Genomic DNA, 12,584 nt, shown 5'->3' on the forward strand with positions numbered 1-12,584 from the left:
CCGGAGTTAGTCTAGATGGCAACCATTAACCAGTTGGTTCGAAAGCCGCGCAAGCGCCGCGCTGCGAAAACCGACGTACCCGCGCTGCAGGCCTGCCCGCAGCGGCGTGGCGTGTGCACGCGCGTTTACACCACGACCCCGAAGAAACCGAACTCGTCTCTTCGAAAGGTCTGTCGTGTGCGGCTGACGAACGGCCACGAGGTCGCATCCTACATCGGTGGTGAGGGTCATAACCTCCAGGAGCACAGTGTTGTGCTCATTCGTGGTGGTCGAGTCAAGGACCTGCCTGGTGTGCGTTATCACACCGTTCGCGGCACGCTGGATACCCAAGGGGTACAGAACCGCCGCCAGGGTCGTTCGAAGTACGGAACCAAGCGTCCGAAGTCCTGATCGGAGTTCGGTTTTAACAACAGTGATTCAGCAAGCTTTCTTTTATCGCTGGCAACGGGTCGATTCTGATCGTCTGTGCCGATAAGAGTAAGGCCGGATGGCGCTCGTAAGCGCATCATTCCGGAGTAACCTGAAGACCTGACACTAATTTTTGAGGGCTTATCGATGCCAAGAAGACGCATTGCTACAAAGCGGGAAATCATCCCGGATCCGAAATTCAACAGTGAGCGCCTAGCGAAATTCATCAACCATGTAATGGAACATGGTAAGAAAGCAGTCGCCGAGCGCATCGTGTATGGCGCGCTGGACATTGTTGCTGAAAAGACGAATCAAGAGCCGTTATCCGTTTTTGAAACGGCACTGGAAAACATTCAGCCCATGGTCGAGGTTAAGTCACGCCGCGTTGGTGGTGCGACCTATCAGGTTCCGGTTGAGGTAAGGCCGTCCCGCCAGATGGCGCTGGCCATGCGCTGGCTGGTCGATTTCTCCCGCAAGCGGGGTGAGAAGTCGATGGTCCAGCGGCTTGCGGGTGAAATCCTCGATGCCGCCGGCAGCAAGGGCGCGGCGGTCAAGAAACGGGAAGACGTGCACCGTATGGCCGAAGCCAATAAAGCCTTCTCCCATTACCGTTTCTAATCGACCGAGGTATCTGACGTGGCACGTAAAACACCGATCAAACGTTATCGCAATATCGGCATCTGCGCGCATGTGGATGCTGGTAAAACGACCGCGACAGAGCGGATTCTCTACTACACCGGCCGCAGTCACAAAATGGGTGAGACCCATGATGGTGCTTCCACCACCGACTGGATGTCGCAGGAGCAGGAGCGCGGGATCACGATTACCTCGGCGGCCGTGACCGCGTTCTGGCGTGGTATGGACCAGCAATACAACGAGCACCGGATTAATATCATCGACACCCCGGGGCATGTTGACTTCACCATCGAGGTGGAGCGTTCGCTGCGGGTTCTCGACGGTGCTGTTGTAGTTTTCTGTGGTACTTCCGGCGTCGAGCCCCAGTCCGAAACGGTCTGGCGCCAGGCGGACAAATACCATGTCCCGCGCTTGGTCTTCGTAAATAAGATGGACCGCGCCGGCGCCAACTTCTCCCGGGTTGTCAGCCAGATTCGTGAACGGCTTGGCTCCACTACTGTTCCCATCCAGCTACCGATCGGTGCAGAGGATAATTTCCAGGGCGTGATCGACCTCATGCGGATGAAGGCGATCTACTGGAACGAAGCCGATCAGGGTATGACGTATGAGCAGACCGAAATCCCTGATGACCTCAAGGAGGAGGCTGAAGCAACTCGTGAAGCCATGGTTGAGGCAGCTGCCGAGGCCAATGAAGAGCTCATGGATGCCTATCTCGATAAAGGTGAGCTGAGCGACGACGAGATCAAGCAGGGGCTCCGCGCACGCTGCCTTGAGAATGACATCGTGCTTGCGACCTGTGGTTCTGCGTTCAAGAACAAGGGTATTCAGGCTCTGCTCGATAACGTGCTCGAGTTCTTGCCGGCGCCCGATGAAGTGAGGGCGATCACTGGTGTTGTCGACGAGGATGGTACTGAAGAGACTCGTTCTGCGGACGACGACGCACCTTTTGCTTCTTTGGCGTTCAAGATCGCTACGGACCCCTTCATGGGAACGTTGACTTTCTTCCGTGTCTACTCCGGTAAGCTCGAGACCGGGACGGCGATTTATAATGCCAGCAAGCAGAAGAAAGAGCGTGTCGGTCGTATGGTGCAGATGCACGCGAACGACCGTGAAGAGATCAAAGAGGTGTTCTCCGGTGACATCGCGGCCGCTATCGGCCTGAAGAATATCACCACTGGTGACACGCTCTGTGACGAGAAGCGCAAGATTGAGCTGGAGCGAATGGAGTTCCCTGAGCCAGTCATTTCGGTTGCGGTTGAGCCCAAGTCCAAGGTGGAGCAGGAAAAGATGGGTACGGCTCTCGGTAAGCTTGCGCAGGAGGATCCGTCCTTCCGTGTGCGTACCGATGAAGAGTCCGGTCAGACCATCATTTCCGGCATGGGCGAGTTGCATCTAGACGTGATCGTTGACCGCCTCAAGCGTGAGTTCAAGGTTGAGGCCAACATTGGCCAGCCCCAGGTGGCGTACCGCGAGTGCATTCGCAAGCCTGTTGAGATTGAGGGTAAGTTTGTTCGCCAGTCTGGTGGCCGCGGTCAGTACGGCCATGTCTGGGTCAAGCTTGAGCCGCTGCCGCTTGATGACGAGGACTCCCCGACGTTCCTGTTCGAGAACAAGATCGTTGGCGGTGTGGTCCCCAAGGAATACGTTCCTGCCGTCCAGCAGGGCATTGAGGAGCAGATGCAGACCGGCGTTCTCGCTGGGTATCCGATCCTCGGGGTTAAGGCAACCCTGTTTGACGGTTCCTATCACGATGTGGACTCCAACGAAATGGCGTTTAAGGTTGCCGGTTCCATGGCGATGAAGCAGGGTGCGCTGGACGCGTCTCCCGCCCTGCTTGAGCCCATCATGAAGGTGGAAGTGGTTACGCCGGAGGAGTTCATGGGGGACGTGGTTGGCGACCTTAATCGTCGCCGTGGTCTGGTCCAGGGTATGGAAGAGAGTCCGGCCGGCAAGGTGATCCGGGCGGAAGTCCCGCTTGCTCAGATGTTTGGCTATGCGACGGACCTGCGTTCCACAACCCAGGGGCGTGCCTCTTACGTGATGGAGTTCCATAATTATGGGGAAGCGCCGAATAGCATCGCGCAAGAGATCATGAACAAGAACTGATTGAATTGACTGAACAGAGCGAAGAGGTGAATCGTGTCTAAGCAAAAATTTGAAAGAGATAAGCCGCATATCAACGTGGGCACCATTGGTCACGTCGACCACGGCAAGACGACGCTGACAGCGGCGATGACGCGCGTGAGTGCGGAAGTATTCGGTGGTGAAGCGCGTGCGTTTGACCAGATCGACAACGCGCCGGAAGAGAAAAACCGCGGCATCACCATCGCGACCTCGCATGTCGAATACGGCTCGGAAGACCGCCACTATGCGCACGTCGACTGCCCCGGTCACGCCGACTACGTCAAGAACATGATCACCGGTGCGGCGCAGATGGACGGCGCCATCCTGGTGGTTTCGGCTGCTGACGGCCCCATGCCGCAGACTCGCGAGCACATCCTGCTGTCCCGCCAGGTTGGCGTTCCGCACATTGTGGTTTTCCTCAACAAAGCCGACATGGTTGATGATGAGGAGCTGCTCGAGCTGGTTGAGATGGAAGTGCGCGAGCTGCTCAACGAGTACGACTTCCCGGGTGATGATACGCCGATCGTGACCGGCTCCGCGCTGATGGCGATGGAAGGCAAGGACGATAACGGTTATGGCACCACTGCGGTGGCGAATCTGATCAAGGAAATGGATGGTCATATTCCGGAGCCGGAGCGCGCCATTGATCAACCGTTCCTGATGCCGATTGAAGACGTTTTCTCCATCTCCGGCCGTGGTACCGTTGTCACCGGTCGTGTTGAGCGTGGTGTGGTCAAGACAGGCTCTGACGTTGAGATTGTCGGGCTGCGTGAGACGCAGAAGACGGTCTGTACCGGTGTTGAGATGTTCCGCAAGATGCTTGATGAGGGTCGTGCGGGTGAAAACATTGGTGCGCTTCTGCGTGGCACCAAGCGTGATGACGTTGAGCGTGGCCAGGTTCTGGCCAAGCCGGGCAGTATTACGCCCCACACGCAGTTTGAGGGCGAGATCTACGTTCTCAGCAAAGACGAAGGCGGTCGCCATACGCCGTTCTTCAGCGGCTATCGCCCGCAGTTCTATTTCCGGACCACGGACGTAACCGGCACCTGTCAGCTGCCGGAAGACGTTGAGATGGTAATGCCGGGTGATAACGTCAAGCTGACGGCGACGCTGATCGCTCCGATTGCGATGGAAGACGGTTTGCGCTTCGCGGTACGTGAAGGCGGCCGAACCGTCGGCGCAGGCGTTGTGACTAAGATTATCGAATAATCGGTCACTCGCCCTGGAAAAGGGGCTGCCAGCGAGCAGCCCCTTTTTTGGTTTCAGGGATTTTCCCTGTAACGGATTCTCTGGAGCAGCCCGTAGCTTGACGCCGTAAAGTGTGCGCTCTATAATGTGCATCCTTTTTACGGGTCGGCTTATACGAGCTGCCAACAACGATTGGAGTTTGGTGCAACATGCAGAGCCAAAAAATCAGAATCCGGTTGAAGGCGTTTGACTACCGCCTGATCGATCAGTCCACTCAGGAAATTGTCGACACGGCAAAGCGGACTGGCGCTCAGGTTCGGGGTCCTATACCTCTGCCGACCCGCAAAGAGAAATACACTATTCTGATTTCACCGCACGTCAATAAGGACGCGCGTGATCAGTATGAAATCCGGACGCATAAGCGGCTTCTGGATATCGTTGAGCCTACCGAGAAGACAGTCGATGCTCTGATGAAGCTCGATCTCGCCGCCGGAGTGGATGTGCAGATCAGCCTGGGTTAACAACAGGGTTAACCCCTCAGAGTGTAACTGTCTTTCAGGCCATAGAGGGTTTGAGCCCCGTACACTAAGAGGTGAAAAATGGCGATTGGTGTTGTCGGCCGCAAGGCCGGTATGACTCGTGTTTTTACTGACGAGGGTAACTCCATCCCCGTCACGGTAATCCAGGTTGATGCCAACCGGATTACTGAAATCAAGACGCCCGAGCGCGACGGCTATCGTGCTATCCAAGTGACGACGGGAACGCGTCGCGCAAACCGGATTACCAAACCGGAAGCCGGACATTTCGCGAAGAGCGGTGTCGAGGCTGGGCGCAGTCTCTGGGAGTTCCGGCTGCTGGAGCAGACGGATGAATCCGACCTGCAGCCTGGCTCAGAGCTGAATGTTTCCCAGTTCGAAGACGGTCAGGCGATCGATGTGACCGGCCAGTCGAAGGGCAAAGGCTTTTCCGGCACAGTTAAGCGCTGGAATTTCTCCACCCAAGATAAGACCCACGGTAACTCGCTGGCGCATCGCGCACCTGGCTCCATCGGCCAGTGCCAGTCCCCGGGGCGTGTCTTTAAAGGCAAGAAAATGTCCGGGCAGATGGGTAACGCGCGCGTGACCACCCAGAACATCGAGATTGTACGTGTCGATGCGGAGCGGAATCTGCTGCTGGTTAAAGGGCCTGTCCCTGGCGCCAATGGCGGTGACCTGATCATCAAGCCCGCAGTGAAAGCCTAAGGGGTGGCGTGATGGAACTGACAGTGACAGGAAGCGGCAACGGCGTTCAGGTATCGGATGTCGCTTTTGGTAAAGAATTCAATGAATCGTTAGTGCACCAGGTGGTGACCGCCTATTTAGCGGCTGGCCGGCAGGGCAGCACTAAACAGAAAACGCGCTCCGAAGTCAGAGGTGGTGGCAAGAAACCCTGGCGGCAGAAGGGGACTGGACGAGCTCGAGCTGGCACTATCCGCAGCCCTATTTGGCGAGGCGGCGGCACAACCTTCGCTGCGGTGCCAAGGGACTATTCACAAAAAGTGAACAGGAAGATGTATCGGGGCGCGTTGCGTTCGATTCTTTCTGAGCTTGTCCGGCAGGAACGTTTGGTTGTAGTGGATTCGGTAACACCGGATGAGCCTCGCACGAAGGCTTTTAGCGCCAAGCTTCAGGAACTGGGAGTTCCGCAAGACGCGTTAATCGTTTCCGAGTCCGTAGAGCGGAATCTCGAGCTGGCATCACGTAACATTCCGAATGTGGCGGTTTGCGATGTTCGGGGCGTGAATCCGGTGAGTCTCGTAGCGCATGACCATGTCGTGGTTACTGTTGATGCGCTCAAGAAGTTTGAGGAGATGCTGGGATGAATCAGGAGCGAATTTACAAGGTTCTGCTCGGCCCGCTGGTCTCTGAAAAAGCGACCATGGTTGGCGATCAGGGCCAGGTCGTTTTCAAGGTGGCTCCTGATGCGGCCAAGCCCGAGATCCGTAAAGCGGTAGAGCAGCTTTTCAATGTGGACGTAGTCAAGGTCCAGGTCAGTAACCGCAAGGGTAAGAACAAGCGCACCATCCATGGCATGGGTAAGCGGGATTCCCTGCGCAAAGCGTATGTGCGGCTGGCTGATGGTCAGGACATTGACTTCATGGACGTGGAATAAGTTGAGGGGTTACAGACATGTCGATTGAGAAAACCAAGCCGACGTCAGCCGGTCGTCGCCACCTCATCAAGGTCCGCAATCCTGACCTTCACAAGGGTGCGCCCTACGCGCCTCTGCTGACCAAGCTTAGTAAGACGGGCGGTCGCAATAACAACGGTCGGATCACATCGCGTCATATTGGCGGCGGCCATAAGCGTCATTACCGTCACATTGATTTTAAGCGTAACAAAGATGGTATTCAGGGGCGTGTGGAGCGTCTCGAGTATGATCCCAACCGCTCCGCCCATATAGCACTGGTTAAATACCAGGATGGTGAGCGTCGTTATATTATCGCGCCCAAGGGACTGAAGCAGGGCGACCGTGTCCAGTCTGGTGTCGACGCACCGATACGGGCTGGCAGCAGTCTGCCCCTGCGTAATATCCCCTTGGGCTCGGTGATCCATTGCGTTGAGCTCAAGGCCGGCAAGGGGGCACAGATCGCCCGCAGTGCTGGCTCGTCGGTTCAGTTGGTTGCGCGTGAAGGCAATCACGCAACCATCCGGCTGCGTTCGGGCGAAATGCGTAAGGTGCCGGTTGAGTGCCGTGCCACGCTGGGGGAAGCATCCAACAGTGAGCACAGTCTCAAGCAGTCCGGCAAAGCGGGTGCAACACGTTGGCGTGGCAAGCGGCCAACAGTGCGCGGTGTTGCTATGAACCCAATTGACCACCCACATGGTGGTGGTGAAGGGCGTACCTCTGGCGGGCGTCACCCGGTTACACCCTGGGGGATTCCGACCAAAGGACATAAGACTCGTAAGAACAAGCGTACTGATAAGATGATCGTACGTCGTCGTTCGGCCAAGAAATAACGTTTAGGGGAAAAAGCTGTGCCACGTTCTCTGAAGAAAGGTCCTTTTATAGACCTGCATCTGCTGAAGAAGGTTGAGGCAGCTCTGGAAAATAACACCCGTAAGCCGATCAAGACCTGGTCGCGCCGCTCTACGGTGTTTCCGGAGATGGTAGGGCTGACCATTGCAGTGCATAACGGCCGGCAGCATGTGCCGGTGATGATTAGTGAAGAAATGGTTGGCCATAAACTTGGTGAGTTTGCCGCGACACGCACGTTTCGCGGGCATGCTGCCGACAAGAAAGCGAAAAAACGCTGATTCTGAGGGGATTTAACGATGGAAGTAGCGGCTAAAACGAAAGGCGCTCGACTCTCGGCTCAGAAGGCTCGCCTTGTCGCAGACATGGTTCGTGGGAAGAGTGTCGAGGAAGCGCTTAATACACTAGCGTTCACACCAAAGAAAGCGGCCGGGATCATTCGCAAGACCCTTGAGTCTGCGATTGCCAACGCCGAGCACAACGAAGGCCTGGACGTGGATGAGTTGCGTCTCGCAACGATCTGTGTGGACGAGGGGCCGACGCTCAAGCGGATCCAGGCACGAGCCAAAGGTCGTGCAGACCGGATTCTGAAGCGCACGTGCCACATCACCGTCAAGGTTTCGGACGAGTAGGAGATACCCGATGGGTCACAAAGTACATCCAACCGGTATCAGGCTTGGCGTTGTCAAAGAGCACAACTCGGTCTGGTACGCGGAGAAAGGGGCTTACGCCCAGAACCTGCTTAAGGATATCGAGGTTCGCGATTTCCTCAATCGCCGGCTCGAGAAGGCCTCGGTCAGCCGGATTCTGATTGAGCGCCCCGCGCAGAATGCTCGGATTACGATCCATACGGCCCGTCCCGGGATCGTGATCGGTAAGAAGGGCGAGGACGTGGACAAGCTCCGGAAAGAGCTGACGGATATGATGGGCGTGCCCGTACACGTCAACATTGAAGAGATCCGCAAGCCGGATCTGGATGCCAAGCTGGCGGCTCAGAGTGTAGCGAACCAGCTTGAGCGCCGCGTGATGTTCCGGCGGGCTTTGAAGCGCGCTGTTCAGAATGCGATGCGCCAAGGCGCGAAGGGAATCCGGATCCAGGCCAGCGGGCGGCTCGGCGGTTCCGAGATTGCGCGCACCGAGTGGTATCGCGAGGGTCGTGTACCGCTGCACACACTTCGTGCGGATATTGACTATGCGCATTACGAGGCCCACACCACCTACGGGATCATTGGCGTCAAAGTCTGGATCTTTAAGGGTGAAATCCTGGGTGGCCTGGAGCAGGTTCGGGCTGAAAAAGAAGCCGCTGCTCAGAAGAAAGCTCAGAAGTAAGGGGGTCTCTAAATGCTGCAACCGAAACGAACAAAATTCCGCAAGGTACAGAAAGGTCGCAACCGCGGCATGGCCAACACCGGTAATAAGGTCAGCTTCGGTGAGTATGGCCTTAAAGCGACCGGTCGTGGTCGGGTTACTGCGCGTCAGATTGAGGCGGCTCGCCGTACGATGACACGGCGGATCAAGCGCGGCGGTAAGATCTGGATTCGCGTTTTCCCGGACAAGCCGATCACGGAAAAGCCCCTTGAAGTCCGCATGGGTAAGGGTAAGGGCGCCGTCGAGTACTGGGTTGCCGAAGTTCAGCCTGGGAAGATGCTTTATGAGATGGAAGGGGTCGCAGAAGACGTGGCACGCGATGCGTTCAACCTTGCCGCGGCCAAACTGCCGGTACCGACCACCTTTGTGAACAGGACGGTGATGTGATGAAAGCGACAGAATTGCGTGACAAATCGGCAGACGAACTGAACCAGGAGCTGATGCGGCTGCTCAAGGAGCAGTTCAATCTCCGGATGCGCAAGGCGACAGGTCAGCTGAATCAGTCTCACTTGCTGCGTCAGACCAAGCGCGATATTGCGCGCGTTAAAACTGTTATGACTGAGAAGGCAGGTGACTGAAATGGCTCAAGAAAAAGGTAACGCCCGGACGCTCAATGGCCACGTGGTCAGCAACAAGATGGAAAAAACCGCTGTTGTGAAGGTTGAGCGCCGCGAAAAGCATCCGCTCTACGGCAAGTACGTGAAGCGCTCAACGCGCATTAAGGCTCACGACGAAGATAACCAGTGTAGCGTAGGCGATTTTGTGACGATCGCCGAGAGCCGTCCGCTGTCGCGGAATAAGGCATGGACATTGGTGAACGTTGTTGAGCGTGCGTTGAAGGTGTAAGGCGCCAGGACACTGGTTCTTGTCGTAAAGACGAAGTGGTTTCTAGTGGAGACGAACCATGATTCAGACGCAAACCGTACTTGACGTAGCCGATAACAGCGGTGCCCGTCAGGTTATGTGTATTAAGGTCCTGGGTGGCTCTCACCGACGCTATGCAAGGGTCGGGGATATCATCAAGGTATCCGTCAAAGAGGCGATTCCCAGGGGCCGTGTCAAGAAAGGCCAGGTGCTTAAGGCCGTCGTTGTTCGGACCAAGAGTGGTATTCGGCGTCAGGATGGTTCCCTGATCCGGTTCGATGGCAATGCGGCGGTTCTGCTTAACCCGCAGGAAGCGCCGGTAGGTACCCGAATTTTTGGCCCGGTGACTCGCGAACTTCGGAATGAGAAATTCATGAAGATCATTTCGCTGGCACCCGAGGTTTTGTAGGAACGAGAGGCCGGTTATGAACAAGATCAAGCGAGATGATGAAGTGGTGGTCACCACCGGTAAAGACCGGAACAAGCGGGGCAAAGTGCTGCGTATTGTTGATGGTGGTGAGCGCGTCGTAGTGTCCGGGATCAATATGATCAAGAAGCACACGCGCCCCAATCCCATGGCGGGAACCCAGGGCGGCATCATCGAAAAGGAAGCTCCGATTCATATTTCGAACGTGGCCATCTATAACCCGCAGCATGATCAGGCTGATCGCGTCGGGTTTCAGGTGAAGGAAGACGGCACCAAAGTGCGCATCTTCCGCTCCACGCAAGAAGTGATCGATAACCAGTAAGCGGCGGTGGTTACGATGTCCAACATGAGAGACGTGTACAAAGAGCAGGTGATCCCGGCGCTCAACCAGCAATTCGGGTACGCGAACCCGATGCAGGTGCCGCGGATCGAAAAGATCACCCTGAATATGGGCGTAGGTGAAGCTGTTGGCGACAAGAAACAGCTTGATAACGCCGTCGCTGACCTAGAGAAGCTTTCGGGTCAGAAACCGGTGATCACTAAAGCGCGCAAATCGGTTGCCGGTTTCAAGATCCGGGAAGGCTTCCCGATCGGATGCAAGGTGACACTGCGCGGCGAGCGGATGTGGGATTTCTTCGATCGTCTGGTGCAGATCGCGATTCCGCGGATTCGTGACTTTCGTGGCCTGAGCCCTAAGTCATTCGACGGTCGCGGCAATTACAGCATGGGCGTTCGGGAACAGATCATCTTCCCGGAAATTGAGTACGACAAGGTCGATAAAGTTCGCGGTCTCGATATCACCATCAGCACATCCGCTGAGAGTGACGAGGAAGGGCGCGCATTGCTTTCGGCGTTCAATTTCCCGTTCAAACAGTAAGGATCGGACATGGCTAAAGTTGGCATGAAACAGCGCGAACGCAACCGGGAGCGTCTAGTTGCGAAGTACGCTGATAAGCGTGAGCGCCTCAAGGCCAAGGCGAAAGACCAGAATCTGAGTGACGAAGAGCGCTGGGAAGCGCAGATGCAGCTCCAGAAGCTGCCTCGTAATTCCAGCCCGGTGCGTCTACGCAATCGTTGCCAGGTAACCGGGCGCCCACATGGTGTCCTCAGAAAATTCCAGCTTTCACGCATCAAGTTGCGTGAAACCGGAATGCGCGGTGAGGTTCCGGGGCTGCGCAAGGCCAGCTGGTAAACCCGCGCGTTGGTAAGCAACAGCATTGTTGCTGCACAACTGAAACGATCAGGAGTCTCATACGAATGAGCATGCAAGATCCGTTGGCGGACATGTTCACGCGCATCCGTAACGGCCAGATGGCCGAGAAGATGAGCGTAGAGATGCCGTCATCCAAGATGAAACAGTCCGTTGCCCATGTCCTAAGGGATGAAGGGTTTATCGAGGACTTCAGCGTTGAGGGCGATAAAAAGCCCCGGCTGACTGTCAGCCTGCGTTATTTCGAAGGCAAGCCCGTTATTGAGAGCATCCAGCGGGCGAGTCGCCCCGGACTGCGCCAGTATCGCGGTAACAGCGAACTGCCGCGCGTTGCTGGTGGTCTTGGTGTCGCGATCGTGTCCACGTCCCAGGGCGTGATGACCGATAGCGCCGCGCGTAAGGCCGGCATTGGTGGCGAAATTATCTGCACCGTATTCTAGGAGGAGTCATGTCCAGGGTTGCGAGTAATCCTGTCGTGCTGCCATCCGGTGTCGAGGTGAAGTTCAACGGCCAGGACGTTGAAGTGAAGGGTGCCATGGGCACGCTGCACCATAGTATTCACCCGAGTGTCGAAGTGACGCAGGACGACGATAAGCTGCGGTTCGCGCCGCGCAACAATGCGAAGAAGAGCCGGGCTCTAGCCGGTACTACCCGGGCACTCCTGAACAATATGGTTATTGGTGTGTCCAGCGGGTTTGAGCGTAAGCTCGAGATCAATGGCGTCGGCTACCGGGCCCAGGCCGAAGGAAACAGCGTGAATCTTACGCTTGGCTTCAGCCATCCGGTGGAATACCAGCTGCCGGAAGGTGTTTCCGCTGAGTCCCCGAAGCCGACAGAGCTGGTGCTTAAAGGCACCGACAAGCAGCGTGTCGGCCAGGCAGCAGCAGACATCAGGGCTTTCCGTCCGCCTGAGCCCTACAAGGGCAAAGGTGTCCGCTACGCGGATGAAACGGTAAGGCGTAAAGAGGCCAAGAAGAAATAAGGCGAACAGATGAGCGCGAAGAAAGAATCCAGGTTGCGTCGCGCACGTAAGGTGCGCATCAAAATCCGGGAACGCGGCTCCAACCGCCTCTGCGTCCACCGTACACCGCGTCATATGTATGCACAGGTGACTACGGCGGATGGCAGCCAGGTGCTAGCGGCCGCCTCCACACTGGACAAAGAGTTGCGCCAGGGTGCAACCGGAAACGTCGAAGCCGCGCGCCAGGTTGGTGAAATGATCGCGGAGCGGGCAAAGAACGCGGGTATCGAAACGGTTGCATTCGACCGATCCGGCTATCGCTACCATGGTCGCGTCAAAGCGCTTGCCGATGCGGCGCGTGAAGCTGGCCTGCAATTCTAAGA

22 protein-coding genes are annotated in these 12,584 nt (G+C 56.5%); all 22 read left to right on the plus strand.

Annotated elements, in window-relative coordinates; genetic code table 11:
* The first annotated feature begins 15 nt into the window (after positions 1 to 15).
* The 22 genes from rpsL to rplR all read left to right on the plus strand — a co-directional run bounded on the left by rpsL (position 16) and on the right by rplR (position 12,582).
* Positions 16 to 390 (plus strand): 30S ribosomal protein S12, encoded by a 375-nt coding sequence (gene rpsL / locus AAF659_RS09745; protein WP_349751552.1) that lies wholly within the window; start codon positions 16 to 18, stop codon positions 388 to 390.
* A 165-nt stretch (positions 391 to 555) separates the two neighbouring features.
* Complete coding sequence (gene rpsG / locus AAF659_RS09750; protein ID WP_349751553.1) at positions 556 to 1,026, plus strand: 30S ribosomal protein S7; 471 nt, start codon at positions 556 to 558, stop codon at positions 1,024 to 1,026.
* Positions 1,027 to 1,044: 18 nt separating this feature from the next.
* Positions 1,045 to 3,150 (plus strand): elongation factor G, encoded by a 2,106-nt coding sequence (fusA, locus tag AAF659_RS09755; RefSeq protein ID WP_349751554.1) that lies wholly within the window; start codon positions 1,045 to 1,047, stop codon positions 3,148 to 3,150.
* A gap of 33 nt (positions 3,151 to 3,183) precedes the next feature.
* Positions 3,184 to 4,377, plus strand: a complete 1,194-nt coding sequence (gene tuf, locus AAF659_RS09760) for an elongation factor Tu (protein ID WP_349751543.1) — start codon at positions 3,184 to 3,186, stop codon at positions 4,375 to 4,377.
* A gap of 188 nt (positions 4,378 to 4,565) precedes the next feature.
* Positions 4,566 to 4,877: a 30S ribosomal protein S10 gene (rpsJ, locus tag AAF659_RS09765; RefSeq protein ID WP_077529290.1), complete on the plus strand. Its 312-nt coding sequence runs from the start codon at positions 4,566 to 4,568 to the stop codon at positions 4,875 to 4,877.
* Positions 4,878 to 4,955: 78 nt separating this feature from the next.
* Positions 4,956 to 5,597, plus strand: coding sequence for a 50S ribosomal protein L3 (gene rplC, locus AAF659_RS09770; protein ID WP_349751555.1), 642 nt, complete (start codon positions 4,956 to 4,958; stop codon positions 5,595 to 5,597).
* Between the two features lie 11 nt (positions 5,598 to 5,608).
* Positions 5,609 to 6,217: a 50S ribosomal protein L4 gene (rplD, locus tag AAF659_RS09775; protein WP_349751556.1), complete on the plus strand. Its 609-nt coding sequence runs from the start codon at positions 5,609 to 5,611 to the stop codon at positions 6,215 to 6,217.
* Entirely contained in the window at positions 6,214 to 6,507 is a 294-nt protein-coding gene (rplW, locus tag AAF659_RS09780; RefSeq protein WP_349751557.1) for a 50S ribosomal protein L23, read from the plus strand. The genes rplD and rplW overlap by 4 nt, the downstream gene beginning before the upstream one ends.
* Before the next feature lie 17 nt (positions 6,508 to 6,524).
* Complete coding sequence (gene rplB, locus AAF659_RS09785; RefSeq protein WP_349751558.1) at positions 6,525 to 7,355, plus strand: 50S ribosomal protein L2; 831 nt, start codon at positions 6,525 to 6,527, stop codon at positions 7,353 to 7,355.
* Between the two features lie 18 nt (positions 7,356 to 7,373).
* A complete protein-coding gene (gene rpsS / locus AAF659_RS09790; protein ID WP_349751559.1) occupies positions 7,374 to 7,652 on the plus strand; it encodes a 30S ribosomal protein S19 in 279 nt (92 codons plus the stop codon).
* An 18-nt stretch (positions 7,653 to 7,670) separates the two neighbouring features.
* The gene (rplV, locus tag AAF659_RS09795; protein ID WP_077529284.1) at positions 7,671 to 8,003 is read left to right on the plus strand and encodes a 50S ribosomal protein L22; all 333 of its coding nucleotides are present in this window, start codon (positions 7,671 to 7,673) and stop codon (positions 8,001 to 8,003) included.
* Between the two features lie 10 nt (positions 8,004 to 8,013).
* Positions 8,014 to 8,700 (plus strand): 30S ribosomal protein S3, encoded by a 687-nt coding sequence (rpsC, locus tag AAF659_RS09800; protein WP_349751560.1) that lies wholly within the window; start codon positions 8,014 to 8,016, stop codon positions 8,698 to 8,700.
* A gap of 12 nt (positions 8,701 to 8,712) precedes the next feature.
* Entirely contained in the window at positions 8,713 to 9,126 is a 414-nt protein-coding gene (gene rplP, locus AAF659_RS09805) for a 50S ribosomal protein L16 (protein ID WP_349751562.1), read from the plus strand.
* Entirely contained in the window at positions 9,126 to 9,317 is a 192-nt protein-coding gene (rpmC, locus tag AAF659_RS09810; protein WP_349751563.1) for a 50S ribosomal protein L29, read from the plus strand. The genes rplP and rpmC overlap by 1 nt, the downstream gene beginning before the upstream one ends.
* Position 9,318: 1 nt before the next feature.
* Positions 9,319 to 9,585, plus strand: a complete 267-nt coding sequence (gene rpsQ, locus AAF659_RS09815) for a 30S ribosomal protein S17 (protein ID WP_349751564.1) — start codon at positions 9,319 to 9,321, stop codon at positions 9,583 to 9,585.
* A gap of 58 nt (positions 9,586 to 9,643) precedes the next feature.
* Positions 9,644 to 10,012 carry a 50S ribosomal protein L14 gene (gene rplN, locus AAF659_RS09820; protein WP_077529279.1) on the plus strand — a complete coding sequence of 123 codons (369 nt, stop codon included), beginning with the start codon at positions 9,644 to 9,646 and terminating at the stop codon, positions 10,010 to 10,012.
* A 16-nt stretch (positions 10,013 to 10,028) separates the two neighbouring features.
* Positions 10,029 to 10,352, plus strand: a complete 324-nt coding sequence (gene rplX, locus AAF659_RS09825) for a 50S ribosomal protein L24 (RefSeq protein ID WP_349751565.1) — start codon at positions 10,029 to 10,031, stop codon at positions 10,350 to 10,352.
* Between the two features lie 24 nt (positions 10,353 to 10,376).
* The gene (gene rplE, locus AAF659_RS09830; protein ID WP_502949207.1) at positions 10,377 to 10,907 is read left to right on the plus strand and encodes a 50S ribosomal protein L5; all 531 of its coding nucleotides are present in this window, start codon (positions 10,377 to 10,379) and stop codon (positions 10,905 to 10,907) included.
* A gap of 9 nt (positions 10,908 to 10,916) precedes the next feature.
* A complete protein-coding gene (gene rpsN, locus AAF659_RS09835) occupies positions 10,917 to 11,222 on the plus strand; it encodes a 30S ribosomal protein S14 (RefSeq protein ID WP_349751567.1) in 306 nt (101 codons plus the stop codon).
* A 65-nt stretch (positions 11,223 to 11,287) separates the two neighbouring features.
* On the plus strand, positions 11,288 to 11,680 hold the full coding sequence (gene rpsH / locus AAF659_RS09840; protein WP_349751568.1) for a 30S ribosomal protein S8: 393 nt from the start codon (positions 11,288 to 11,290) through the stop codon (positions 11,678 to 11,680).
* An 8-nt stretch (positions 11,681 to 11,688) separates the two neighbouring features.
* Positions 11,689 to 12,222: a 50S ribosomal protein L6 gene (gene rplF, locus AAF659_RS09845; RefSeq protein ID WP_349751569.1), complete on the plus strand. Its 534-nt coding sequence runs from the start codon at positions 11,689 to 11,691 to the stop codon at positions 12,220 to 12,222.
* Positions 12,223 to 12,231: 9 nt separating this feature from the next.
* On the plus strand, positions 12,232 to 12,582 hold the full coding sequence (rplR, locus tag AAF659_RS09850; protein WP_349751570.1) for a 50S ribosomal protein L18: 351 nt from the start codon (positions 12,232 to 12,234) through the stop codon (positions 12,580 to 12,582).
* Positions 12,583 to 12,584: the final 2 nt, after the last annotated feature.

The organism is Salicola sp. Rm-C-2C1-2 (genome assembly GCF_040196175.1).
Taxonomy (GTDB): Bacteria; Pseudomonadota; Gammaproteobacteria; order Pseudomonadales; family Oleiphilaceae; genus Halospina.